The sequence below is a fragment of the Pseudomonas sp. 10C3 genome, assembly GCF_036346185.1.
Lineage (GTDB): Bacteria > Pseudomonadota > Gammaproteobacteria > Pseudomonadales > Pseudomonadaceae > Aquipseudomonas.
Genome location: NZ_JASJVE010000013.1, coordinates 96,953 through 121,253 on the forward strand (window position 1 = coordinate 96,953; position 24,301 = coordinate 121,253).

Sequence of the window (24,301 nt, forward strand, 5' to 3'; positions counted from 1 at the left end):
TCTGCATCAGAAGGACGATGCGCGTTCAACGCACACTGGATACGCCTCGCTCTCGCGAGACACGCAACGCGGGTGAAAATGACTCACGCAGGAGTACAGATATGTACGAAAAAACCATGGCGTGTATCGACGGTAGTCCCGCGTTCCGCCCGATCCTGCTGGCGCCAACCACGGACCCCGGGTTGCTTATATGAGCCGCTTGATCCGGCTTTTGGTGTACACCATGCTGGTGTGCATCTGCGAGCTTGCCTGGGGATCGGACGAAGCTGCTCAGAGCGCCGAATCGCGCGTCACAATCCTCGTTTACCACCGTTTTTCGGAGACGGCGGACGACTCCATGACCGTCCGCATGAGCACCTTCGAAACCCAGTTACGTGTCCTGCGCGAGCATGGCTACCACATCGTGCCGCTGCGCGAGGTGGTCGGCTGGCTGCGGGATCCCAATGCGACGTTACCGCCGAAGCCAGTGGCGATCACCGTCGACGACGGGCATCGTTCGGTATTCGACAAACTGCTGCCCGTCGTGTTGCGCGAGCGGTTTCCGGTCACGCTGTTTATCTATCCATCGGCGATCTCGAACGCGTCCTATGCGCTGACCTGGGAGCAATTGCGTACATTGAGACAGACCGGGCTCATTGACATCCAGTCGCATACGTTCTGGCATCCCAATTTCAACGTCGAGCGCCGACACCGTACGCCGGCGGATTTCCAGCAATTCGTCCGCACACAACTCGACAAATCGCGTCAACGTATCGAGTCGCAAACCGGTGCCCATGTCGACATGCTCGCGTGGCCGTTCGGCATCTACGACGACGAGTTGATCGCGCTCGCCTCCGAAGAGGGTTACACAGTCGCCGTCACACTGGAGGCGCACAAGGCAGACCGGCACGCGCGGCTGCTCGCATTGCCACGTTTTCTGATGACCGATGCCTACGGCACAAGGGCGTTCGCGCACTTGCTCGGCGAACCGGACTCACTGCCGATGCCCGCAGCGGGGAACGCACGATGACCTTCATCCGCGTATTCAGGCGACACGCGATCCCGGCGCTGCTGGCCGTCACTGCCCTGCTGACCGAGCAAGGCGCCCTGGCCGTCACCGGTGTCGTGCTCGACTCGAGTACGCGAAATCCACTTGCCGGCGCGATCATCACGACGTCGGCCGGTGTGACGCGAACCGACGAACACGGCCGGTTCGAGACCGCTCACTCGGCCGAGAGCGTCGCGGCCCGCGCCCCAGGGTATCTGCGTACCGAGGCCAAAGTGTCCGGTGAAACGCCCGTGATGCTCACGCTGACCCCGTTTCGCCCGAAAGCGGTCTATCTGTCGGTGTTCGGCGTGACCAGCGCGACTCTGCGCAACAAGGCCGTCAGCCTTGCTGACAGCACCGTGATCAATGCACTCGTCATCGACGTCAAGGGCGACCGCGGCCTGACGCCCTATCGCAGTGCGGCGCGCGAGGCAATTGGCGCGGCGGCCCGAGTAACCACGCGCGCAGCACAGGAACAGGACTTTCCGGCGCTGCTTGCCAGGCTGCATACGCAACACCTGTATTTGATCGCACGCATCGTGGTACTCAAGGACGACCCACTGGCCGACGCGCATCCGGAGTGGAGCGTGCACACCGCAGAAGGCACGCCGTGGCGTGATCGCGAGAACCTGCAATGGATGGATCCGTTTTCGCACGACGTATGGCAGCACAATCTCGATGTCGCCGAGGAGGCGGCACGGATGGGCTTCGACGAGGTCCAGTTCGACTATGTGCGCTTTCCCGACAAGAGCGGGCTACGCTTTGCCCTGCCGAACACTCGGGCCAACCGGACTGCGGCAATCGTCGGCTTCCTGCAGGCCGCACGCACACGGCTAGCGCCCTACAACGTATTCGTTTCCGCAGACATCTTCGGCTACGTCTGCTGGAATCTCGACGATACCGCGATCGGCCAGCAAATCGAATTGCTAGGCGAGCCGCTCGACTATATTTCGCCAATGCTGTACCCGTCCGGTTTCACCTGGGGGCTGCCGGGCTTAACCAACCCGATCACTGATCCCGGTCAGATCGTCAGGCGCTCCCTGGCGGAGGCGGTGCATCGCACCCATCTACCGGGCGTGCGTTTTCGTCCGTGGCTACAGGCCTTTCGCGACTATGCGTTCGACCATCGCCTGTTTGACGCGGCGGCGATCAGTGCCCAGATAACCGCTGCCGACGCAGCTGGCACCAATGGATGGATGTTATGGAACCCGCGCAATCACTACGACGCCGCCGATTTTCCGCTCCGTTGATCGGTGCGCTGAAGCGCTGGGCGATACTGGTTGGAATGGCGACGGCGGTGCAGATCGCGAGCGCCGCCGATTTCGATACGGCGGCGCGCCTGCAAGCCGCACAGATCGTCGAGGGACAGATCGCCGCCGGACGCGTTCCGGGTGCCGTCGTCCTGATTGGGGACGCCACGCACGTGCTCTATCGCCAAGCCTTTGGACAACGCGCGACGAGGCCCGACCCCGAGCCGATGACGCTGAGCACCGAATTCGATCTCGCGTCGCTGACCAAGGTCATCGCGACCACCACGGCAATCATGCAACTGGCCGAAGCACACCGCATCGACCTAGACGTACCTGTTGTGCAATATTGGCCCGCTTTTGCGGCGAACGGCAAAGACGCGGTGACGGTGCGTCACCTGCTTGCGCACACCTCAGGGCTGCTGCCAGACCTGCCTGCGCGGCCACGGCATCCGGGCCGCGAAGGCGTATTGAGCGCTATCGCTGCGCAGCGTCTACGCAGCGCACCAGGCGAACGCGTCATCTACAGTGATCTGAATTTCGTGGTGCTCGGCGAACTGGTCGAGCGCATCACCCACCTTCCGCTCGACGCGTATTGCCGGGCTCACATCTTCGGACCGCTCGGTATGCGCGACACGGTCTTTGTGCCGAACGCAGGGCAAGTGGCACGCAGTGCGCCGACGATCGCCAACAAGGCCGGCATCCGCCGCGGCCGCGTGCACGATCCGACGGCCCAATGGATGGACGGCGTATCCGGCAACGCCGGGCTGTTTTCCACGGCGGACGACCTCGCCCGCTTCGCGCAGATGATGCTGAACGAGGGGCGCGCGGGTACCCAGCAGATTCTGCGACCAGCGAGCATCGCCGCGCTCGCGGCTGCCGCCTCGCCACTCGCGACCGCGCCGTGGCGCGGCCTCGGCTGGGATCTGGCGGCACCGTTCGCGCCGAACCATGACCGCCTGCCGCCGATTGGCATCATCGGCCACACCGGATACACCGGCACGGGCCTGTGGATCGATCTGGTGACGCGCCAATTCATCGTCATCCTGACCAACCGCGTATACCCCGACGACAGCGGCGACGCGCGCCCGCTTCGTGCGCAGTTGCTCGCGCTGCTGGCAAGCCGGGCCGCGTCGGCGAACGTCGCGCAAATCGGCCGGTTGCTGCCGTCGGCATTGCCAGCGCTGCGTGCCGCCGATCGCCTGCCAACCTCGACGGGGCCGGTGCAGACCGGCATCGATGTGCTCGAGGCGCAGCGGTTTGCACCGCTCGCTGGCATGCGCGTGGGCTTGATCACCAATCGCAGCGGCTTCGACGCCGAGGGCAGGCGCACCATCGACGTACTCGCGCACGCGCCAGGCGTCAGGCTGGCAGCGCTGTTCTCGCCTGAACATGGGCTGAACATCGACATGGACGAGCGAGTCGGCGACACACTCGACACGGCGACGGGCCTTACCGTACACAGTCTCTATGGCGCGGCGCGGCGCTTCCCGACCAGTTCGCTTTACGGACTGGATGCGCTGATCTTCGACATTCAGGATGCCGGCGTGCGCTTCTTCACCTATGAGACGACACTTGGCTACGCTCTCGAGGCCGCAGCGGCGCGTGGCATTCCGCTGTTCGTGCTGGATCGGCCCGATCCGCTCGGTGCGCAGCGATTCGGCGGACCGGTACTGGACAGCCGCCACGAATCGTTCACCGGCTATTTCCCTGCACCGCTGCAGCCCGGCATGACGATCGGCGAGCTGGCGAGTCTTTTCAACCGCAACAAGCACATTGGTGCAGATCTGCGCGTCGTGCCGATGCAGGGGTACCGACGCACGATGGCCTTCGCAGACACCGGTCTCGGTTGGGTGCCGCTATCGCCGAACCTGCGCACGCTGCCCCAGCTCGATCTATACCCGGATGTCGGTTTGCTCGAAGGCGCGAATCTGAGTGTGGGTCGTGGCACACCGCATCCGTTCGAGTGGATCGGCGCACCGTGGATCGACGCGACTCGGCTCGCACACACGCTGAATGCGCTTGACGTCGGCGCGCATTTCGAGCCGCTCGACTTCGTCCCCACCGAGTCAACCTGGCACGGTCAGCTCTGCCATGGCGTGAGCATCGCTCGTGACGCAGTGCCAGCGCGACGTCCCATAGCGAGCCTGGGATTGGCGCTGCTTGCCACACTGCACGCGCTCTATCCCGACACGTTCAATCTTACTGCGACCCGCGATTCGATCGGCTCGCAAACAGTGTGGCAAGCGATTCGTGACGGTGCTGCGCCTGACGCCGCGCAAGCGCTCGACTCAGCACCGCTTGAGCGCTTCGCGCGACTACGGCAGGAAAATTTGCGTTATTGACTTCGACACTGTGCGCAACCCGTGCAGCCTGTAGTCAACGTCGACACCCTAGCAATAGCGGTGCACTCGCAACGCGTATGCCCAGTCCGTAGATCAAGCGAACCACATTGGCTCGACCGGCTCGAAATCAATACTGAGAGGTTTACCCACCAAGGCTAGCGAGCCAACCCTGGGTAGAGCCTGGAGGCCAGCAGCAAAAGAATGGCAAAAACAAACAGCATCACCGAAAAACTCGTACTCACAGCATAAACACTGTTGCCGCCGACAATCATGGCCCCGCGCAACGCGTCCACCAAATAGGTCAGCGGGTTGCACACCGCAATGACTTTCAACCAACCAGGCATCAGTTCCAATGGATAAATAGCATTCGACGCAAAAAAAAACGGCATGGTCAATACCTGGCCGATCCCCATAAAACGCTCACGGGTTTTGACGATGCAAGCAATGACCAGAGAAAAGGTCGAAAAAATACAGGAGCCGACGAACACACCCGCGGCAACGGTGAAAATCGGCAGCAACTCCCATCTGATTTCCACCTGCAAAGCGATAGCTATCAGATAGACCACGATAGCTTGCACCAGCCCGCGGAGACCGGCGGCAAAAGCCTTGACGAAGGCGGCGGAGTCATAGCCTTTGTCTGTCAAGGCTGCATCGGACATAAAGCCGTCAACCTGGGCTGCTTGGGTGGAGAACCCAAGGGTGAAAAGTCACTGAGCCAAGCGGCCGTGGCAATCGACGTACCGCAATCAATGATCAGCCGTCATATTTCCCAACTGGAACGTGAATGGGGAGTGAAGCTATTCAATCACTCCTGCGCGAAGACGATGTATCGGCTTCGGAAGAGTCGGTACTGGTGCAGCCCAAACTCATGCTGAGTCGGCCGTGCGTAAGCGTCTGGCCACGGCATCAACGCCAATCTCGTGCGCAAATGGATACCGCTTTACCGCGATGTTGACGGTAAAAACCTGCCGGCTTTTATTCCGTTGAACATGGAGCCAATCGCCCCCACCCTCGGCACACTAAGCACCTTCCATCAACCACCCTCTTCATTCTCCTCTTCTTCGCCCTTCCCCTGCGCTTCCTAGGTCACGGGCATTTCCTCACAGTCCTGTTGCCAAAGTTGGTTCGGGTTGTTAGCAACTTGTCGCGACCGGCAGCAACCGGCCGATTCTGTTAAAACGCCAACCTTGGCTTCCACGGTAGAAAATACGCGCCTGAGATTGAAATCCTTACTTTGGGCAGAGGCTACCCGGGCTCAGATTTCACATAGCAGCGTGCAAAAATGGCGTTTTCACCAGCCAATATCCGAGCAGTTTGATCGGTCCGACTTTGTAAACACAACAGGCCAAAGCAGACTGTATTACACAAGGAACCTTGAACATGAAAATCCCCCGACACACGCACCACCGACAACGCTCAACGGATGGTGTAAGGCTCCGTTTGCAGCTTCGGGCCACCTTCGTTGTCTGTTTCCTGATTTACGTATGCAGGTGTCCCACTATTACTACGGTATCGCATCGAACGTGGTGCATGACGCACGATTTTTTACCAACGCCTGGGACACGAACTCGTCAGACAAAACCCAGGCACAATGTTACCGACTGGGCAAAAACGAAGATAATTACTCTTCGGCGAGCCGTGTCGCTTTCGCCGCGGTTCGTAGCTGAACCACCTGCGATTCCTCACTCACTGTCGAGGTGACCATCGTCGCAATAATCGACTTCAGCGCCAACTGCCCCACAGGCCGACCCTGGCTGTCAGTGACCACCAATTCATCGAGTCCCGCTTCAACCAGTCGTTTGACCGCAGACTCGAGTGACGTCCCCATGGGCACTGCAAGCATTGTTCCGGCCTTCACCCTAACAAAAGGACGCATGATTGCCTCGACGCTGATCACCCGGCCACGGTTCACTTCCTTGACGAAGTTAGCAATGTAATCGTCGGCAGGACTCATGACGATCTCCTGCCGGGTGCCTTGTTGCACCACCTCACCGTCACGCAAGATCGCGATACGATCACCTATGCGCAGCGCCTCATCAAGATCATGGGTAATGAACACGATGGTCTTCCTGATCTCTTTTTGCAGATCCAGAAGCACCGATTGCATGTCCATGCGGATTAACGGATCAAGTGCCGAGAACGCTTCATCCATCAACAGGATCGGCGCATCGCTGGCCAGTGCCCGGGCCAGGCCGACACGTTGCTGCATGCCTCCGGACAGCTGATTGGGATAGCGCCCCTCGTAACCGTTGAGCCCAACCCGATCCAGCCAGCCCCTGGCGATCTCTACTTGCCTGCCACGAGGCAATCCCTGGATCTCCAGACCATAGACTGCGTTGTCGAGCACGGTCCGGTTCGGTAGTAGCGCGAACTTCTGAAACACCATGGAAATGCTATGCCGGCGAAATTCCCGTAGGTCGCTCGGGCTCATCTTGAGCACATTCACGCCACCGACGATGACTTCGCCGGCCGTGGGTTCGATCAATCGGTTGATGTGGCGGATCAAGGTCGATTTGCCCGACCCGGAAAGCCCCATGATCACCTGAATGCCTCCAGAGGGCATGTTGATATTGATGTCCTTCAAACCCAGCACATGACTGTGATTGCTCAGCAACTCAGCCTTGCTCATGCCCTGTTTGACCCGCTCGATACTGGCTTGCGCCTGGTAACCGAAAATCTTATAGAGATGCTTGATTTCGATGCCGAAATCGTTGGTCAGATTAGTGGCCATGAACCATCTCCAGATGCTTTTGCAATCTTCTGCCGTAGGCTTGGCTGACCCGGTCGAAGATCACCGCAATGCCTACAATGGCCAGGCCGTTGAACATGCCCAAGGTGAAGTATTGGTTGGAAATGGCTTTGAGCACCGGTTGCCCGAGCCCCTGAACCCCGATCATCGACGCGATGACCACCATGGCCAGCGCCATCATAATCGTCTGGTTGATGCCAGCCATGATCGATGGCAATGCCAGAGGTAACTGGACGTTTTTCAGTTTCTGCCAACCGGACGAACCAAAAGCGTCGGCGCACTCCAGCATCTCGGCATCGACGTGGCGGATGCCGAGATTGGTCAGACGAATCATCGGTGGCAAAGCATAGACCACCACCGCAATCAGCCCCGCGACCTTGCCGATGCCCAGTAACATCACCACCGGAATCAGGTAGACAAAACTCGGCAGAGTCTGCATTACGTCGAGTACCGGGCTGACCAGGTTCTGCAGACGATTAGAGCGGGCCATGGCAATGCCGGTCGGCAAGCCGATGACAATGGATATCACGGTGCAAACGAAGATCATCGACAGAGTTTTCATCGTGTCGGTCCACATGTCCAGATACCCGATCGCCATCAGCGTGAGCACGCAACCCAGGACAATTTTCCAGCTGCGGCTGGCGAACCAGGCAATCAAGGCAACCAGCAAAATGATAATCGGCCATGGCGTCGTGGTCATGAACCTTTCGGACTGATTGAGGAAAGTTTGCAACGGCTGGAAAAAAACTTCGAAGCTATCGCCGTAGGTGCTGGTGAAATTGCGAAAGGCACCGTCGATGGCCTTTTTCAAAGCCCGAAGTCTTTCGTCCTCCATATGTGGAAAGCCTAATAGCCACTCCATAACATTCCCCTTTTGTAGAAGACCGTAAGAACGCTGGCAGGTCATTTCAATACACGGGTGTTTTTATTTTTATCGGCGCGCAAGGGGCAATGCAGCATGCCGCAACGGGCTGCATTGACCCGAGGGTTTAAAGCGCAGCCTTGATCTTGCCAGACGCTTCGGGAGTGACCCACTGACGCCAGAGTGCTTCGTTGTTTTTCAGGAAGTACTTGGCCCCTTCCTCGCCGGTGGCCTGGTTATCGGTCATCCAGGCAATCAGTTTGTTCACCGTTTCGTTGGACCAGGCGCGCTTGTTCAGGTACGCCATGACGTTTGGCGAACGAGTGGAGAAGGACTTGGTGGTCAAGGTAAATACCCGATCGATCGGCCAGCCATTGGGTTGGGGATCAGAACAGTCGGCGACCGTGTTGCAACGCTTCCACTCCACCGGATCGACAGCATGACCATTTTCCAGCTTCACCATTGGGTACTTGCCCAACAAGGCGGTGGGTGCCCAATAAAACCCCAGCCAAGGCGCCTTGCGCTCGTAGGCTTTGGCAATGGACCCGTCCAGCGCCGCCGCCGAACCGGTGTCAACCAGCACAAAACCGGCCTTTTCAAACCCGTAGGCTTTGTAGAACTGGGCCGTTACCACGGTGCCGCCCCAACCTTGCGGGCCGTTGTAGATCGCGCCTTTTTTTGCGTCGTCAGGGGCCGGGAAGAGTTCGGGATGCTTCTTCACATCGTCGAAACTCTTGATGTCCGGATGGGCATCGGCGATGTATTTCGGAATCCACCAGCCTTGAGAGCCACCGTCGGATAACGAGCTCGCTGCCTGAACCAGATTACCGCTTTGAATACCCGTCTTGGCGACCTCAGGAACCAGGTCGATCCAACCTTCAGGGGCGATATCGGGCCGACCTTTTTCGACCATTGAGGTGATGGTTGGTACTGTATCCCCCGTCACCAGATCGGCATTACAACCGTAGCCTGCATTGAGAATCAGCTTGTCAACGTTGGCCATCACTTCAGCCGATTGCCAGTTCATGTTGGCGATCGTCACATCACCACACTCAGACGCTGATACCCAACCACTGAAGGCCATGATCCCTAGTGCAAGTCCTGTCTTCGAGAAAAACTTTATATTCATAAACGCTAACCTCGATTGCGGCCAGAGTTAAGGAGGGCCAACTACCGCGTCATTGGACCTTCTTTCGTGTCAGCAGAATGGGCAATTGGACTCATCGAACTGGCGACTGAGGTCGCCGAATCCAGACCTGCTTTTATTGTTTTATCGAAGCCGTTTGCAATCATGGCTTCGAGGCCCGCAGCTGTGACGCCGCGATAGCTGACGAACGCTTGCAGGAGTTCATCGACGGAGTGTCCATTGCCGATCAGTTGGCTGGCATCCACCACCACCGCATTGGCTGCGCGTCGGGCAATGGCGGGAGGCAAGCCACTGTTCACGGCATGTTGGAACAGGCTGCGAGCCAGCAACGCCGGGTAAGCAGGCCCTGTTCCCACCAGCGCTGTCATGTAATTCAACTGGTGTTCGGTGAAGACTTCATCGGCGCTGCCGAAGATTTCGAACAGCCGCTGGGCGAACGCTTTCTGCTCGTCGGTGACCTCTTGCGTGACCAACCAGGGCGTATAGGACCTGCCGATCTCTGCGGCGGCATTGACCATGGCGCGAATCACCTGCCGACTGCCAGTACGCTGCATCACGTCTTCCAGGGACACGCCGGCCATCAACGAAATCACCAGTCGGTTTTCAGCAAAAATCTTTACATCGACAAACTGCTCGGGGCGTACGGACACGATGACCACATCACAACGTTCCACCAGTTCCTGATTGTTGCGCGTTACCATCACCTGCGACCACTTGGGACTCGATAATGGATTGCTTGCGGAGCGGTTCGAAAGCACCAACGCACCGGGCTGGATAAAAGCCCTGTCGAGCATCGCCTGGGCTATCGAGCGGCCAAGCCATCCCGATCCGCCGATAATACCTATCGTGGGCTCGTCGAACATTTTGAACCTGCCTTCGTCAGTCAGAAGTTGCGGTCAGTCAGGGGTTGGCGGTGAAACTTCATCCATCACATACCCATGGCGGGAGTAGAAGCGTTTCAATTCGCGATCCAGTGGTTCCTGGCCGGTGAATATCTTCACGTACTCTGGAATCCGCCGCATTCGCTCCCCGACATCCTCTAGGGTGTTGGTGCTGATATAGCCAATCTGCGTCAGGTAAATCGTTCGAGCCCGCACATCGGCGGCGTCAAATGCATAGTCGAAACGCACGAACATCCGGATAAGGGCTTCGCGCCGAGCAATGTCAGCCACCCGGATATGTTCGGCCACTTCGGCGGACTGCAAGGCCCAGCTGCGCATGGCAAATTCAAACTGAGAATCGAACAGGTCCGGGTTCAGCCAACAGTCGAAAACGTTGAGCATCGCCTCAGCAATGCTTTCGGCATAACACTCGGTCTGGGCGATCAGATTGCCAGTATTCTTCACCCGCCAGCGCTCGATCAATGCGACGAGCAGCTCTTCACGATCCTTGAAAAACCAGTAAAAACTGGTTCTCGACAGCCCCAGTTTTTTGGCCAGTGGCATCACCCGCACCGTGTCGACACCGCACTCGGTCAGGCTTTCATACGCTGCATCGAGCCACCCTTCCAGGGACCCTCTCCAGCCTGTTTCTACCGCTTTGGTTTGTTCGTTCATGACTCGATCCTAGTCGCTCACCCGATACCGCGCAAGTAAAATGTACACCTATGTCTATCTTGTTGACACAGGTGTACATTTCACCCTAACGTAATTTCAACTTAGGTCCTTGCCCTCTTCCGGAGAGTCTTGACGATGCTGAATGATCCGCTCCTCCAGCCCTATCAGTTGAAGCACCTGATTCTCAGAAACCGCATCATGACCACCGCCCACGAGCCGGCCTATCCCGTAGATGGCATGCCCAAGGACCTCTATCGCGCCTACCACGTTGAACGGGCGAAGGCTGGCGTGGCCCTGACCATGACGGCGGGGTCTGCTGCGGTTTCGCGAGACAGCCCACCGGTGTTCAACAACATCCTGGCCTACAAGGATGAGGTGGTCGGCTGGATGAGAGACCTCACCGACGCCTGCCACGAACATGGCGCGGCGGTCATGATCCAGTTGACCCACCTCGGTCGGCGCACACGCTGGGACAAGGGGGACTGGTTGCCCGTGGTGTCACCGTCATTCGAGCGCGAAGCCTCCCATCGCTCTTTCCCGAAGAAGATGGAAAACTGGGATGTGGAACGAATCATCAAGGACTATGCGGACGCCGCCGAGCGGATGAAAGCTGCGGGCCTGGATGGCATCGAACTGCAGGCCTACGGGCATCTGATGGATCAGTTCTGGTCGCCGCTGACCAACGACCTCGATGCCCCGTATGGCGGTTCCATCGACAACCGGCTGCGTTTTACCTTCGACATCCTCCGCGCCATTCGCCAGCGCGTCGGCCATGAGTTCATCGTCGGCGTGCGTTATACCGGCGACGAGCAAATGCCCGGCGGACTGACCCCGGCCGACGGTCTGGACATCTCCAGGCGCCTGAAAGACAGCGGCATGGTGGACTTTCTCAACGTTATCCGCGGCCATATCGACACCGACGCCGGCCTGACCGACGTAATTCCGATCCAGGGCATGCGCAACTCGCCGCACTTGGACTTCGCCGGAGAGATTCGCGCCGCCACCGACTTCCCCACCTTTCATGCGGCGAAAATTCCGGACGTCGCCACCGCCCGCCATGCCATCGCCTCGGGAAAGATCGACATGGTTGGCATGACCCGCGCGCACATGACCGATCCACATATCGTGCGCAAAATTATCGAGGGACGCGAAGAGGATATTCGCCCCTGTGTCGGAGCCAACTATTGCCTGGACCGGATCTACCAGGGCGGTGCGGCCTATTGCATCCACAACCCGGCCACCGGCCGTGAAACCACTATGCCTCATGACATCCCCAAGGCGGCGAGAAAACGCAAAATCGTGATTGTCGGTGCTGGTGTCGCCGGGCTGGAAGCGGCGCGAGTGGCGGCCGAGCGCGGTCATGAGGTAGTGGTATTCGAAGCCACCAACCAGGCCGGCGGCCAGGTTCGGCTCACTGCGCAATCGGAGCGGCGGCGGGAAATGATCAGCATCGTCGAGTGGCGCATGGCCCAGTGCATGGCCCGAGGTGTCAGCTTTCGTTTCAATACCTGGGCCGAGGCCAGCACTGTCCACGACGAAAACCCGGACGTGGTGATAATCGCCACCGGCGGCCTGCCCCACACCGAGATTCTCTCGGCAGGCAATGAGCTGGTGGTCTCGGCCTGGGACATTATCTCCGGGGATGTGAAACCCGGGCGCAATGTCCTGCTGTTCGACGACGCCGGTGATCATGCGGGCCTGCAGGCGGCCGAGTTCATCGCCCGAAGTGGCGCAAAAATCGAGATCATGACACCGGACCGGACCTTCGCACCGGAAGTCATGGCGATGAACCTGGTGCCCTACATGCGCTCACTGCAAGCGCTGGACACCACCTTCACCGTCACCTTCCGACTGCTCGCCGTCGAGCGCGAAGGTCAATATCTGCTGGCGATGATCGACAGTGACTACGGCAGTGCACGCAAGGTCCGGCGGGTCGATCAAGTGGTGGTCAACCACGGCACCCGACCGCTGGACGAACTGTACTTCGAATTGAAATCCGCCTCGAGCAACGGTGGCGTGGTTGAACATCAGGACCTGATCGTCGGCAACCCGCAACAGCTAGTGACCAACCCGGAGGGCAGATTCCAGTTGTTTCGCATTGGCGATGCGGTGGCTGCGCGTAACACCCACGCAGCGATCTACGATGCGTTGAGACTGGTCAAGGACTTGTAAACGAACCCGCTGCCCAGGTGAAGACAAACATGTCAAAAAATGAAACACCATTCTGGAGAATCGCTGGAAAACACGGCACTCACGGGCCGGTCGAAGGCTCTACCTATTACTCGTCTTCGGCTGATGATTGGCTGCCGACAACGGCTGAAGGTTTCTGGATCAAACCGCTGTTCGAGGACACCGAACGCGGTGAAAAGACCCTATTGATGAAAGTCGACGCAGGCGCTCATGTCGCCAGCCATACCCATAAAGGGGAGCTTGAACAACTGTTCGTACTGCAAGGCTCACTTTATGATCAGGATAGAACACTGAACGTCGGCGACTACTGTTGCCGGGCTCCGGACGCGGCACACAGTGCAGGGTCGGTACAAGGGGCTATTTTGATGGTGATTTATACCCGCCGGTGAACAGGAGCTGCATACGAAGGACAGAAAGCGTTAGGGAAACGCTGAAAAAGACTTCCAAATCTGGTGAAAAACGCCTGTTCCACGAACTGAACGGTTGAGCCCCGATGAAGCAAATGTCCTTCGCTGATGCCGAATACGCTGGCAAACGTAAGCAAACCCGCCGCGAGCGTTTCCTGATTGCATTGATCGAGCCGCATTATCCGAAGGGCGAAGGCGGTCGTCCGGCGTATCCGTTGATGGCCATGCTGCGGGTTCATCTGATGCAAAACTGGTTCGGCTACAGCGACCCGGCGATGGAAGAGTCCCTCTACGAAACCACGATTCTGCGCCAGTTTGCCGGGTTGCATTTGGATCGGATTCCGGATGAAACCACGATCCTCAACTTCCGCTGGCGGTTGGAAAAACATGAGCTGGCCGGTGGAATTTTGCAGGTCATCAACGGCTATTTGGGCGACCGAGGTTTGCTGCTACGCCAAGGTACTGTGGTCGATGCGACGATCATTCATGCGCCCAGTTCGACCAAGAACAAGGATGGTAAACGCGACCCCGAAATACACCAGACAAAGAAAGGAAATCAGTACTATTTCGGGATGAAATCGCACATCGGTGTCGATGCTGAATCCGGTCTGGTGCATAGCGTAGTGGGTACGGCGGCGAATGTGGCGGACGTGACTCAGGTCGATCAGTTGCTGCATGGCGAGGAAACTTACGTCTCTGGCGATGCCGGTTACACCGGCGTGGAGAAGCGTCCGGAGCATCAACACCGGCAGATGATCTGGTCGATCGCAGCGCGACCCAGTAGCTATAAGAAGCATGCAAAAAAGAGCCTGATCGGTCGCATACGCCGAAAAATCGAATACGCGAAAGCTCAAGTCCGGGCCAAAGTTGAGCATCCATTCCAGGTGATTAAGCGCCAGTTTGGTTATACGAAAGTCCGCTTCCGAGGCGTGGTGAAAAACACCGTACAACAGACCACACTGTTTGCCTTATCGAACCTGTGGATGATGCGAAAACGGCTGTTGAATGCAGGCGAGGTGCGCCTGTGATGCGGACAATTAGCCCTGAAAAGGTGTTATTCAGCAAAAAACAGCGAACTGAACTGAGAGGAGGAAAGGTCTGATTTTCGATTCAGTCGCCGTTTTTTGAACCTCAAACAGCGAGGCCGTTAAAAACGGCTGCTTACTTCAGACCCTCCCTAGTTGGCAGCTGATTTTGTCAGCCCGGGGCATGAGTCCCTCATGGGGCCTTTGGTGTCGCGGATTGAGGCCCATGGATCATGTATTGTGATGCCCTACGCACTCAAAAGTTCAACAGATATAAGGCTGTGATAGATCTCAACGAATGACTTTCATTGATAAAAAAGTGCCACCCTGATGAACGTCGGGTATGTTCGCTTCTACCTAATGTCAGGCCGTCGCAAAACGTTCTGTGTCAAATCAACCCTGGACTGCTGGTAGAGTCTGGCTTTGATCACTCTGTACATTTCTGATGCGAAGCACGTCCTCTAAAACCTCCTTGAAAATAGGTGCTGCAATCGCTCCTCCGAAGTAACCTTTAGCGGTGGGCTCATCCACCAAAACAGCCATGATGAACTCAGGTGCATTGGCCGGTGCAATACCCACGAACATGGCTCTGTATGCGTTGTTTTGATATCCGCCTCTGGACGCCTTGCGTGATGTTCCGCTTTTTCCGGCAATTACATAACCTTTGATTGCTGCGCGCTTTCCTCCTGCCCCAGGCCCATCAACTGCGTGCACCAGCATTTCCAGAATCCTGTTCGCGACCTCCGGTTTCATGACGTTTCGGGGTGGATGAGCTTCGTTTTTTATTATCGATAATGGAATCAGGTCTCCATTATTTGCAAAAACGGTATAGGCCTGAACCAATTGAGCCAAATTGACCGACAAACTGTATCCGTATGAAAGGCTCGCAGTGGCTATATCCGACCATGCTGTCCTAGTTGGAACAGAACCAACACTTTCTCCAGGAAAAAAGACGGAGGTGCTATTTCCGAATCCCAGGTCAAGTAGCATTTGAGAGATGATTTTTCCACCTGTTGGTATTGCGATTTTACTCATGCCAACATTAGAGGATCGACGAATGATACCTGCTAGATCTAACTGATCATCCCTTCCCACATCACGAATAGTATAGCCATTGATCTTAACAAAACCTGGCGCTATCTGAATCATAGCGTTTTTGTCAACGATACCTGCCGTTAACACGGCGGCCATGCTGAATGGTTTTATTACTGAACCCGGCTCATACACATCAGTAAATACACGATTTCGAATCACATTCGGGCTAAAGCTTTTTCGAGAATTAGGATTGAATGAAGGCACTGTGGATATCGCCAGTATCTCTCCTGTTTTTGCGTGTATAAGAATTGCGCTCACAGACTGGGCTTTATTATATACAAGTGCTTTCCATAGCGCTTTTTCAACGTAGTATTGCAGGGTGGAGTCTATTGTCAGGTATACATTTTTTCCAGGAGTCAGGGGCTTGTGAACAAGGATTTCTCTTGTGACGCGCTTGTGTAAGTTCAAGGTGAGCTCTTCAAGGCCAAACGCTCCTGAAAGTCGCTGATCATACATTAGCTCAATGCCTTCGATGCCTTTCTGGTCAATATTGGTAAAGCCTAACGTCTGAGCTAACATCGATGATTGGGGGTAGAATCGCTTGTACTCTTTTCGCTCATAAACTCCGAAAATAGACAAGGCTTCTACCTTTTTCGCGGTCTCTGGAGAAACCCTTCTTGCTAAATAGGCGAACGATTTTCCTTGGGCATTCAATTTCAAATAGCTAATTCGTGAAGCATCAATATTAAGATGCTCGCTTAATAATTCTACTTGCTGTTTTGTTGGAGAAAATTGTTTAGGGTTAACCCATATTGTGCTTACGGGGGTAGAGACCGCCATGGGCTGATTGAATCGGTCAAAAATGGTGCCGCGAACTGGAATTGTCTCAATTAGGCGCGTAGATCGTTTGCGGCCTTCGTCGTTTAGAAACTCATGAGAAAAAATAGAAAGATAGGTAATTCTCGCCATAAGGACTATCGCTAGAGAGCAAAAAATAACTAAAACCGTCATAAATCTCGGATTTCGCGTTAGGAGGCTCATGTAGGTTTCCTGATTTATTCGTGCGACGGCAAATCAGCCTAACGAACTTGTGGTTTTTTTGCTTTGTAATATCCAGAAACAGCTTCGTATATTAATATCCATGTAAAAGGTTTATTTTTTGTTGATCTCTATGTTGAAGTTTTGATGTTATGTTTTTTTGCTCTCTCTCCAAAAAAACATAACAATTGGTGGCTAGCCGGATGTTGAGCATTTGCGTCCGACCTACCATGAGGCCTATTTGCGACGTGGCAAGTACCCCACAGCATGCTAGGGATTCTCCGAACAAGTCCTCAAATGTGCTGGAATACACCCTCACCACCTGACCTGAGCCTCGCATGAGTCAGATGAGCTTTTCCGATTTCAAATATGCAGGCAAGCGCAAGCAAACCCGTCGTGAACGCTTCCTTGCCGAAATGGATCAGGTGGTGCTCTGGAGTGGTTTGTTGGGGTTGATCGAACCGTATTACCCGAAGGCTGGTGGTGGCCGTAAACCGTATCCGCTGGAGACCATGCTGCGCATTCATCTGCTGCAAAACTGTTTCGCCCTGAGCGACCCGGCCATGGAAGAAGCGCTCTATGAAATCACCCCCATGCGCCAGTTTGCCCATCTCACGCTGAGTGCGCCGATCCCTGAAGACACTGCGATCATGAACTTCCGGCACCTGCTGGAGAAACACTCGCTGACGCCTGCGATTCTCGCCGTCATCAACGGTTATTTGCAGGAAAAAGGTCTTTCCCTGCGTCAGGACACTATTGTCAACGCCTCGATTATTCACGCGCCCGGCTCGACCAAAAACGAGGAAGGCAAACGCGACCCAGGGTAAGTAGGACCTGGCACGGATCTACCAGTTGTTTCCACGGTTACAGGAACGCCAGGATCAGTTGTCGAAAACCCTCTCTGGTGACGAACAGCAGATCATGGTGGTCGCCCGCGCCCTGTTGACCAACCCGCAATTGTTGATTTTCGACGAGACAACCGAAGGCTTGGCGCCGATCATTCGCGGAACCATCTGGAGTTGCCTGGCGAGCTTGAAAGCCGAAGGCGAGGCGATTCTGGTCCTACAAGAACCTCAAGGAAATGGCCCGGGCGGTCGACTGCCATCACATCATCGAAAAGGGCCGACAGGTTTGGCACGGTACGCATGTGCAACTGGCCGAAACACCAGAATTATCCTGGCGCTACTTGGGCGTCTGAAACCCAAGGCTCGTGGTGCGACGTTCCCCTTCTGGGGGAACGGCCTTGCTTACAAAGGGTTCGGCAAATCTCATTGCAGTGGCGAAAAGCTCGCAGGCAGGTAGATCGTCGAATGCATGTCGCGCAGTTGCGGGCCTGAATTTTCCGGCGGCCAGACGCCGTCCTGTACGGCACGTGCGCGCACGTCCAGTCGTTGTTCGAGTGAGGCGTAAGGCCAGATGTGCAGGTAACGCGGCAGTTGACCGTCAGTGGCGTAGAAGGCGGCATACACCGGGGAGTACTGCACGTCTGTTCGTGGCCCTACGGCTTTTTCCCAGCCCTTGAGCGTGGGAGCCAGGCCCGATGGCATGAGGTCGTAGACGCGAAGTTCATAGAACGGCCCGTGGCACCCGGCAGACAGTGGCTGGATAAAGGGAAACAACGTGTAGCTTTCCACGCGCATGTCCGTCAGATACGCCTCGATGCCAAACACGTCGGCACTCGACAGATAACGTTCGCGCTCAGCCTGGCGAGACGCCTCGTCGACAAAACCACGCAACACCGCGATCTGATTCAGCGGGCCGATTTCCGACGCCCAGCAGCCGACCAGTTTCACTGCGGCGTCATCGACGGCCGTTCGCTGCTCCAGACAAGCCATGGCAGTGGCGACAGTGCGCACCCGCACGGTGAACGTGATCAATTCGTACAGTTTCATGACAACCTCGATTCAGGACCAGACAAATGCATGGATGACCTGCATCCACCACGGAAAAACCGACGCAGCCATAACGGCGCGCCGGTTGTGCAACCAGGTCGTGAAGCTGTCGCGATCACACGTCAGCTTCCGCGCTCAGGACGTTGCCACGCCACCGTTGAACACCGGCGACAGCCCCATCAACTCAAGCTTGCGGGTGAACTCACCCAGCCTCTGCAGTTTGTAGGCCTCCAGGTCAACGTCCTGGTAATCATAAAAACCCTGACCTTCGCGCAGCCCGTTCCGCCCTTGCGCCATGTTCTCGGCAATGACTTTGGGTGGCAGGAAACGTGGATCGATGGCTTCAGCCAGGTAATGGGAGGCATAGAACAGAATGTCGCCGCCGCCCCAGTCGATAAACTCAAGCATCCCCAGCACGGAGAAACGCAGACCGAAACCAACGCGAATCGCGGTGTCGATGTCCTCTGCACTGGCCACCCCCTCCTCGACCATTCGAGCCGCTTCATTCATCGCCAGTGCCTGGATTCTCGGCACGATGTAACCGGCTGCCGGGGAGCATTGCACGGGCACTTTGCCGATGCGCTTGAGCAATGCCATCAGGCGTTGCACCACCTGCGGGCAAGTGTCCTTGCTGCGGCTGACTTCGACCAGCGGCATCAGGAGCGCCGGGTTCAGCCAATGGGCATTGACGAAGCGTTGCGGGTGCGTGACCAATGCCGCCAGCTGCGTCACCAGAAAGGTCGATGTCGTCGATGCAATCACCGTTTCATCGCCACACGCAGCACTCAGCCAAGCGAACGTCAGGGCCTTGAGTTCAAGCACTTCAGGCACGGCTTCGAACACGACAGTGGCACTGTGCAAATCGTCGCCACTGCCTTCGCGATCACTCAAGCGTAAATGGCTCATCGCCTGTTCGACTTGTGCCGGATCGAGTGATCCCAAACGCGCAAGCGATGCCAGTTCGCCGCGCAAGTGGCCCTCGATCTGGCGGAAGTAGCGGTCCTGCGCCACGGGCTCGCGTTGCTTGATATCGATCAGGGTCACCGGCAGTCCGGCGAACATGAACGCCAAGGCAATGCCCTCGCCCATGCGCCCCGCGCCGACGATACAGATGCGTTGCGGATCGGCGCTCATGCCTGCAACCCCTGGTTCATGCACTGCGCCATTTCGCTGCGGCTCAGTTGATCCAGCCCGAGGTTTTCCAGGGTTCGACCCTCGGCGTACAGGTCGATGCCACTGACCACGGTGGCCAGGTTCAACAGGCCCTGAGCGACCGGTGTCGGCACGCCGGCCCAGCGCCCAACCGACACTAGAAACGACAAGCCCAGTCGTGTGTCTTCAAGCATGTAGCGGTGCTTTTGCAGGTCGATGTCTTCACGCCAATCGCCGCTATCGGTCAGTTTGCCGTGAGCGCCGCGACCGTACATCCACTCATCGCCGTCGGTGGCGTAATGATCAGCCAGCGGGAAATGCGGTGCGCCATAGCCCAGTGCTTCACGAACGGCGATACGCTCGGCGTCGAGGGCATTGGTCACGCGACGAATCGAAGGTACAGTCCCTTCGTTGTGAATGTCCCACGTCTCGAAATGCTCAAGTGGACCCGCGTTCATAAGGATCAACGGCGGATGAATGATTGGCCCGGCGTTCATCAGCGCGCCGCTGAGTGCATCTTCGATCGGTTCGACGCTGGGGTAAGCCTCGCGCAATACGGCGAACGCCGACTCGCTCAAACGACTCGGAAAAACTCCGGTCGGCAGACGGGTCGCGTAGCCGCTGATCACCACCTGGTTATCGCCATGCTTACGCGCCAGATAGGGCAAGGTGCCGGTCTCCGCAAACGCCACCTCGCTGTGATTCCCCGCCTTCGCCATTGCCTGGGCGAACATCATGCTGCCAAACGTCCCCGGCGGCAGGAACACCACTTGCCCGTCGCGCAACAAGGGAGCCAGTTCGCTGGCAAGGGCTTCGTGGGAGGTCGACGGCAAGGCAATGACCAACAACTGAGCATCGGCCACGGCCTGTGCCAGATCGGCCGTCAAGGTCAGGGCATCCCCGACCTGCCCCAGGCTCAAGCGTCGTTCGCCACGAAAGTCGCGCACGAGCAGATGGCCGAGGCCTTGCAGTTTTTCCAGCGCGGCACTGTCTCGGCGCCACAACCGCACCGAATGGCCTTTCTCCGCCAACTCTATCGCTGCCGCGTAGCAACCGTGACCGCCGCCGATAACACTGATATTCATGAAAGCACTCCTGTAGAAGAGCCTCGATCCTAGCAACGGCCCCGGCGAGCCACTGCGCGAAACGCGCAAGCGTCATTCCGATTCTGCAACGCAATAAACTGGTCGAGTGCGACCACGATCAGTGTGGGAGCGGGCTTGCTCGCGAAGGGGCCGGTACATTCAACATTGATTTCGTCTGACACGCCGCCATCGAGTAAGCTCGCGCCCACAAATGCTCAAGCGCGTCGTCGCTCGAACACGCTGTCGCTGTCAAGGTGGTTTAGGTGGGTGCAGCCCATCAGGTTCATGGTCCGCGCCAGTTCTTCCGTCAATACGTCCAGCGCCCGGCCAGCACCGTCTTCACCTGCCACCGCCACGCCGTAAAGGGTGGAGCGCCCTAGCAGCACGGCATCGGCCCCCAGCGCGAGCGCTTTGACGATGTCGCTGCCACGCCGGATCCCGCCATCCAGCAGCAGGCTGAGTTTGCCTTTCGCCTGAGGCGCGATGGCCGCCAGTGCATCGAGGCTGCCGAGGGCACCGTCCAGTTGGCGGCCGCCGTGATTGGACACCACCACACCGTCAAGCCCGAGGGCGATGGCTCGCTCCACATCGGCCGGATGCAACACGCCCTTGAGCAACAGCCGCTCGCCCCATTGATCACGCAAACGCGCCAGCATGTCCCAATCGAGCAAGGTGTCCATCTGCTTGCCGACAAACGCCATTGATCCCAAGGGATTGCGCTCACTCGGCGGCAAGTAAGGTTCAAGGTTGCCCATGCCAGGCAGCCCCGATGGCCACATCACTTGCTTGAGCCAACGCGGGTGACGGACAACGTCAAACTTGTTGCGCCATGTCAGCTGTCGCGGCCTGGCGAAACTGCGTCGGTCCCACTCGCGATTGCCTAGCACCATCGCATCACAGGTCAACACCAGAGTCCGGCAACCGACAGCGGCGGCGCGCTGCAACAGGTTTTTTTGCACCGCCGGATCGCGCATGGCGTACAGCTGAAACCACAGGTCGACATCAGGCGCCGCCGCGACGAGGTCTTCCAGTGAAGTGTTGGACGCGGTGCTCAGGCTGAACGGCAAACCACGTGCCGTTGCAGCCTTGGCCAAGTGAATGTCGGCATCGCGGTGCAACAGACCGTTGTAGCCCGTCGGCCCGATCAGCATCGGCATTGGCAGCACCTTGCCGAACAACGCGCGAGACGTGTCGGGCGCATGGCAGGGCACCATGGCTCTGGCGTGCAGGCCATAAGCACTGAACGCGTCGAGATTATCCTTGAGCGTCAATTCGGCTTCCGCGCCGCCGCTGAGGTATTCCCAGACGAAGTAAGGCACGCGTCGCCGAGCCATGTCGGCCAGTTCGGCAATGCTGTGCACACGATTCAAGTCAGAACCGGTATAGAAACGACGCATAGGTCATCCTCGTAGGGCGGATAAAAACCGCTGCGAAAAAAAGCCCGGAAGGAGCGATCCGGGCAAAGGAAAACCAGTGTTGAAAAACCTTTGCCCGATGCGCGGGCAACCCGGAAGCCGCGAACGGCTCCCGGGGGATTTCAGAACTTCCAGGTGTAGGTGGTGATCAGGCGGTTCTCCTGATAGTCCGCACCCGACGCACTGCCATTGCCATAACGCGTCTTAACGTCAATGCGGCGCCATTCGAAACCCACATCTTTGAGCGGACCGCTTTGCACCACATAGCCGAGCACGATGTTGCGTTCGCTTTCGACGTTTTGGTCGAGGGCATTGTTGCCCCGGTCGACACCCGTGCCGCGCATGTAACGCGTCATCAATTTCAGACCCGGCAAACCGATGCCCGCGAAGTTGTAGTCATAACGCAATTGCCAGGAGCTTTCGTTCGGCTTGACGAACGCCACTGTCGACCAGTTCACCAAGTAAGGCTGCGGTGCATAGCCGTTGAGCGTCGGGAATGTCGACTCGCCAAGCATGCGCTGATAGCCGACACCGAAAGCATGGGCACCCTTCTTCAGGGTCGTCATGATCCCGTAGGACCTGTTGTCGATGTCGCCGTATAACGCCTTGCCGTCCTCGCTGTTATTGAAGTAACGGAGGTCGGTCTTCACGCCGTAACCGGCCCCCAGATCATAGTTATAAGTCAAACCGAGATAGTGTTGTTTGTAGATATCTTCCAACTGGCCGAAGAAGTAAGTGCCGGACAAGTTCGGCGTAAACGCATACGTGGCGCCCCCAAAGTTCAAACCGTCACTGCGACGTTTAACGTCGGGCCCATTGAACAAGTACATCTTCTCGGTATTGGAAGACTCCCGGGAGCTGATCTCGGTAAAACGGCCACCGGTCAGCGTCAGGTTGTCCACGTCTTTCGATTCGAGCTGCACGCCGTGATAGGTGGTGATTAATTGCCGGGAGTCGTCGATGTAAGCCACCGGCAACGTCGGTCGAAGTTCACCTATCTTGAGTTCGGTTTTGTTGTAACGAACCTTGCCGGTCAGCGCCGCACGGCCATAGTCCCGGACTTGTTCGCCCTTGCTGGTGTCGTACGGAATGATGCTGTCCGGACCACGGCCACCGCCGCCGTCCAGGCGATAGGCGTACTGCGCCGAGAGGTCCAGGCCAAACTGTAGCGTGCCTTCGGTGTAACCCGAGATCGCCCGAAAATCGAAGCCTTGGGTCCAACTGCCGATCCGCGATTGCGGCGCATCATGCTGTTTGAAATCGCGGTCGATATAGAAGTTGCGCATCCCCAGACTGACTTGGCTGTCGTCTACGAAGTCAGCCTGCGCAACCACAGGTGTGAAGATCCCCATCACGGCCGCGGTGGTGACGCCACGGCTTACCCAGCTCTTCTGGAACATCAAACTTTCCTTCTTTTTTACATGCACGAAGGCACGACTAGTGGAAGCAGATCAATTCAGCAAAAGTGAAACTTTGGCAGTCAATCCGCAGTATTATTTTTATAACCACTTACTGCAAAAAAGTCGTAACGCAGTCGTTCGCCAGAACAGCGAAAACCGCTTTATAGTTATTTTAAACACTCAACGATCATGGAAAGTCTTATCGTTTTTTTGGGGCAATCCAACATCAGGAAGTTGCTTTAGAGGCATCCCCCAAACGGTGGTAGGCGCGATTGAAATACACAAGGCCTTCCTGGCTGTCGCCATTACGGATGCCCAATACTTCGCAATAGAAAATTGTGTGCGATCCCACTTCATGAGCCTGGGCGATACGGCAGTCGAAACTGACCAGTGACTCATCAAGCAACGGCGCACCGCTCTCCAGGGTGCTCCATGATGCGCAGGAAAAGCGCTGTTCGGTATCGAGATTGCGGTTGGAAAAAGCCCCCGACACCTCCTGATGCCCAGGGGTCAGCACGTTGACGCTCAGCACACCGTTGCTCTTGAAATGCACGTTGGAAAACGACGAGCGATTCATGCACACCAACAGCGTCGGTGGCTGGTCAGTCACGCTGCACACCGCCGAAGCGGTAAACCCGAAACGACCCGCAGGACCATCGGTGGTGATGACCGAAACCGCGCCACCAAGCATTGCCATTGAGTTACGAAATCCAGTTGTATCGACCATGG

General features: G+C 57.1%; 21 protein-coding genes and 1 pseudogene. 9 read left to right on the forward strand and 13 right to left on the reverse strand.

What is annotated here, in order from left to right; genetic code table 11:
• Nucleotides 1–190: 190 nt before the first annotated feature.
• From QN399_RS14335 to QN399_RS14345, 3 genes are read left to right on the forward strand one after another with little or no spacing between them, the layout of a single operon-like run.
• Nucleotides 191–1,009: a polysaccharide deacetylase family protein gene (locus QN399_RS14335; protein ID WP_330201078.1), complete on the forward strand. Its 819-nt coding sequence runs from the start codon at nt 191–193 to the stop codon at nt 1,007–1,009.
• On the forward strand, nt 1,006–2,277 hold the full coding sequence (locus tag QN399_RS14340) for a putative glycoside hydrolase (protein ID WP_330201079.1): 1,272 nt from the start codon (nt 1,006–1,008) through the stop codon (nt 2,275–2,277). Before QN399_RS14335 ends, QN399_RS14340 begins: the two co-directional genes overlap by 4 nt.
• Nucleotides 2,229–4,619 carry a serine hydrolase gene (locus tag QN399_RS14345; protein WP_330201080.1) on the forward strand — a complete coding sequence of 797 codons (2,391 nt, stop codon included), beginning with the start codon at nt 2,229–2,231 and terminating at the stop codon, nt 4,617–4,619. The genes QN399_RS14340 and QN399_RS14345 overlap by 49 nt, the downstream gene beginning before the upstream one ends.
• A 155-nt stretch (nt 4,620–4,774) precedes the next feature.
• On the opposite strand, the gene QN399_RS14350 is transcribed toward QN399_RS14345, so the two are convergent.
• Complete coding sequence (locus tag QN399_RS14350) at nt 4,775–5,278, reverse strand: ABC transporter permease (protein ID WP_322216818.1); 504 nt, start codon at nt 5,276–5,278, stop codon at nt 4,775–4,777.
• Between the two features lie 21 nt (nt 5,279–5,299).
• Between QN399_RS14350 and QN399_RS14355 the strand changes: the two genes are divergently transcribed.
• Nucleotides 5,300–5,494, forward strand: a complete 195-nt coding sequence (locus QN399_RS14355; RefSeq protein WP_323566464.1) for a LysR family transcriptional regulator — start codon at nt 5,300–5,302, stop codon at nt 5,492–5,494.
• 746 nt (nt 5,495–6,240) lie between these two features.
• On the opposite strand, the gene QN399_RS14360 is transcribed toward QN399_RS14355, so the two are convergent.
• From QN399_RS14360 to QN399_RS14380, 5 genes are all read right to left on the reverse strand, one after another.
• Nucleotides 6,241–7,350, reverse strand: a complete 1,110-nt coding sequence (locus QN399_RS14360; protein ID WP_322216825.1) for a glycine betaine/L-proline ABC transporter ATP-binding protein — start codon at nt 7,348–7,350, stop codon at nt 6,241–6,243.
• Complete coding sequence (locus QN399_RS14365) at nt 7,340–8,230, reverse strand: proline/glycine betaine ABC transporter permease (protein ID WP_322216827.1); 891 nt, start codon at nt 8,228–8,230, stop codon at nt 7,340–7,342. Before QN399_RS14365 ends, QN399_RS14360 begins: the two co-directional genes overlap by 11 nt.
• A 127-nt stretch (nt 8,231–8,357) precedes the next feature.
• Nucleotides 8,358–9,359 carry an ABC transporter substrate-binding protein gene (locus QN399_RS14370; protein WP_323566465.1) on the reverse strand — a complete coding sequence of 334 codons (1,002 nt, stop codon included), beginning with the start codon at nt 9,357–9,359 and terminating at the stop codon, nt 8,358–8,360.
• A 41-nt stretch (nt 9,360–9,400) separates the two neighbouring features.
• On the reverse strand, nt 9,401–10,240 hold the full coding sequence (locus QN399_RS14375) for a pyrroline-5-carboxylate reductase dimerization domain-containing protein (RefSeq protein ID WP_330201081.1): 840 nt from the start codon (nt 10,238–10,240) through the stop codon (nt 9,401–9,403).
• A 33-nt stretch (nt 10,241–10,273) separates the two neighbouring features.
• Entirely contained in the window at nt 10,274–10,933 is a 660-nt protein-coding gene (locus QN399_RS14380) for a TetR/AcrR family transcriptional regulator (protein ID WP_330201082.1), read from the reverse strand.
• A 135-nt stretch (nt 10,934–11,068) separates the two neighbouring features.
• On the opposite strand from QN399_RS14380, the gene QN399_RS14385 reads away from it, so the two are divergent.
• The 3 genes from QN399_RS14385 (at nt 11,069) to QN399_RS14395 (ending at nt 14,558) form a co-directional block, all read left to right on the forward strand.
• Nucleotides 11,069–13,105, forward strand: coding sequence for an NADH:flavin oxidoreductase (locus QN399_RS14385; RefSeq protein ID WP_322178816.1), 2,037 nt, complete (start codon nt 11,069–11,071; stop codon nt 13,103–13,105).
• A gap of 29 nt (nt 13,106–13,134) precedes the next feature.
• Nucleotides 13,135–13,512 carry a cupin domain-containing protein gene (locus QN399_RS14390; protein ID WP_322178815.1) on the forward strand — a complete coding sequence of 126 codons (378 nt, stop codon included), beginning with the start codon at nt 13,135–13,137 and terminating at the stop codon, nt 13,510–13,512.
• Between the two features lie 104 nt (nt 13,513–13,616).
• A complete protein-coding gene (locus QN399_RS14395; protein ID WP_323565899.1) occupies nt 13,617–14,558 on the forward strand; it encodes an IS5 family transposase in 942 nt (313 codons plus the stop codon).
• Between the two features lie 390 nt (nt 14,559–14,948).
• Here QN399_RS14395 and QN399_RS14400 read toward each other — a convergent pair whose 3' ends face one another.
• Nucleotides 14,949–16,631 carry a penicillin-binding protein 2 gene (locus QN399_RS14400; RefSeq protein WP_330201083.1) on the reverse strand — a complete coding sequence of 561 codons (1,683 nt, stop codon included), beginning with the start codon at nt 16,629–16,631 and terminating at the stop codon, nt 14,949–14,951.
• A gap of 335 nt (nt 16,632–16,966) precedes the next feature.
• Between QN399_RS14400 and QN399_RS14405 the strand changes: the two are divergent.
• Together QN399_RS14405 and QN399_RS14410 are read left to right on the forward strand one after the other, a co-directional pair.
• Nucleotides 16,967–17,449, forward strand: a pseudogene (locus tag QN399_RS14405) (transposase); the annotation flags it as partial.
• A 31-nt stretch (nt 17,450–17,480) separates the two neighbouring features.
• The gene (locus QN399_RS14410; RefSeq protein ID WP_322178812.1) at nt 17,481–17,930 is read left to right on the forward strand and encodes an ATP-binding cassette domain-containing protein; all 450 of its coding nucleotides are present in this window, start codon (nt 17,481–17,483) and stop codon (nt 17,928–17,930) included.
• On the opposite strand, the gene QN399_RS14415 is transcribed toward QN399_RS14410, so the two are convergent.
• The 6 genes from QN399_RS14415 to QN399_RS14440 all read right to left on the reverse strand — a co-directional run bounded on the left by QN399_RS14415 (nt 17,897) and on the right by QN399_RS14440 (nt 24,299).
• The gene (locus tag QN399_RS14415; RefSeq protein ID WP_330201084.1) at nt 17,897–18,520 is read right to left on the reverse strand and encodes an NIPSNAP family protein; all 624 of its coding nucleotides are present in this window, start codon (nt 18,518–18,520) and stop codon (nt 17,897–17,899) included. The two genes, QN399_RS14410 and QN399_RS14415, sit on opposite strands and share 34 nt — an antisense overlap.
• Nucleotides 18,521–18,655: 135 nt before the next feature.
• On the reverse strand, nt 18,656–19,654 hold the full coding sequence (locus QN399_RS14420; protein ID WP_330201085.1) for a 3-hydroxybutyryl-CoA dehydrogenase: 999 nt from the start codon (nt 19,652–19,654) through the stop codon (nt 18,656–18,658).
• The gene (locus QN399_RS14425; protein ID WP_322178809.1) at nt 19,651–20,757 is read right to left on the reverse strand and encodes an NAD/NADP octopine/nopaline dehydrogenase family protein; all 1,107 of its coding nucleotides are present in this window, start codon (nt 20,755–20,757) and stop codon (nt 19,651–19,653) included. Before QN399_RS14425 ends, QN399_RS14420 begins: the two co-directional genes overlap by 4 nt.
• A gap of 215 nt (nt 20,758–20,972) precedes the next feature.
• Entirely contained in the window at nt 20,973–22,154 is a 1,182-nt protein-coding gene (locus QN399_RS14430) for an alpha-hydroxy acid oxidase (protein WP_330201086.1), read from the reverse strand.
• Between the two features lie 140 nt (nt 22,155–22,294).
• Nucleotides 22,295–23,572 carry an OprD family porin gene (locus QN399_RS14435; protein ID WP_330201087.1) on the reverse strand — a complete coding sequence of 426 codons (1,278 nt, stop codon included), beginning with the start codon at nt 23,570–23,572 and terminating at the stop codon, nt 22,295–22,297.
• Nucleotides 23,573–23,798: 226 nt separating this feature from the next.
• On the reverse strand, nt 23,799–24,299 hold the full coding sequence (locus QN399_RS14440) for a flavin reductase (RefSeq protein WP_150632634.1): 501 nt from the start codon (nt 24,297–24,299) through the stop codon (nt 23,799–23,801).
• Nucleotides 24,300–24,301 lie beyond the last annotated feature (2 nt).

Bases quoted from the DNA above. Each gene is read 5' to 3' on its own strand.
- QN399_RS14420 (WP_330201085.1), bottom strand. From the start codon at position 19,654: ATGAGCGCCGATCCGCAACGCATCTGTATCGTCGGCGCGGGGCGCATG.
- QN399_RS14375 (WP_330201081.1), bottom strand. From the start codon at position 10,240: ATGTTCGACGAGCCCACGATAGGTATTATCGGCGGATCGGGATGGCTT.
- QN399_RS14430 (WP_330201086.1), bottom strand. From the start codon at position 22,154: ATGCGTCGTTTCTATACCGGTTCTGACTTGAATCGTGTGCACAGCATT.
- QN399_RS14345 (WP_330201080.1), top strand. From the start codon at position 2,229: ATGGAACCCGCGCAATCACTACGACGCCGCCGATTTTCCGCTCCGTTG.
- QN399_RS14440 (WP_150632634.1), bottom strand. From the start codon at position 24,299: ATGGTCGATACAACTGGATTTCGTAACTCAATGGCAATGCTTGGTGGC.
- QN399_RS14350 (WP_322216818.1), bottom strand. From the start codon at position 5,278: ATGTCCGATGCAGCCTTGACAGACAAAGGCTATGACTCCGCCGCCTTC.
- QN399_RS14370 (WP_323566465.1), bottom strand. From the start codon at position 9,359: ATGAATATAAAGTTTTTCTCGAAGACAGGACTTGCACTAGGGATCATG.
- QN399_RS14340 (WP_330201079.1), top strand. From the start codon at position 1,006: ATGACCTTCATCCGCGTATTCAGGCGACACGCGATCCCGGCGCTGCTG.
- QN399_RS14435 (WP_330201087.1), bottom strand. From the start codon at position 23,572: ATGTTCCAGAAGAGCTGGGTAAGCCGTGGCGTCACCACCGCGGCCGTG.
- QN399_RS14365 (WP_322216827.1), bottom strand. From the start codon at position 8,230: ATGGAGTGGCTATTAGGCTTTCCACATATGGAGGACGAAAGACTTCGG.
- QN399_RS14395 (WP_323565899.1), top strand. From the start codon at position 13,617: ATGAAGCAAATGTCCTTCGCTGATGCCGAATACGCTGGCAAACGTAAG.
- QN399_RS14400 (WP_330201083.1), bottom strand. From the start codon at position 16,631: ATGAGCCTCCTAACGCGAAATCCGAGATTTATGACGGTTTTAGTTATT.
- QN399_RS14385 (WP_322178816.1), top strand. From the start codon at position 11,069: ATGCTGAATGATCCGCTCCTCCAGCCCTATCAGTTGAAGCACCTGATT.
- QN399_RS14335 (WP_330201078.1), top strand. From the start codon at position 191: ATGAGCCGCTTGATCCGGCTTTTGGTGTACACCATGCTGGTGTGCATC.
- QN399_RS14425 (WP_322178809.1), bottom strand. From the start codon at position 20,757: ATGAATATCAGTGTTATCGGCGGCGGTCACGGTTGCTACGCGGCAGCG.
- QN399_RS14380 (WP_330201082.1), bottom strand. From the start codon at position 10,933: ATGAACGAACAAACCAAAGCGGTAGAAACAGGCTGGAGAGGGTCCCTG.
- QN399_RS14390 (WP_322178815.1), top strand. From the start codon at position 13,135: ATGTCAAAAAATGAAACACCATTCTGGAGAATCGCTGGAAAACACGGC.
- QN399_RS14360 (WP_322216825.1), bottom strand. From the start codon at position 7,350: ATGGCCACTAATCTGACCAACGATTTCGGCATCGAAATCAAGCATCTC.
- QN399_RS14415 (WP_330201084.1), bottom strand. From the start codon at position 18,520: ATGAAACTGTACGAATTGATCACGTTCACCGTGCGGGTGCGCACTGTC.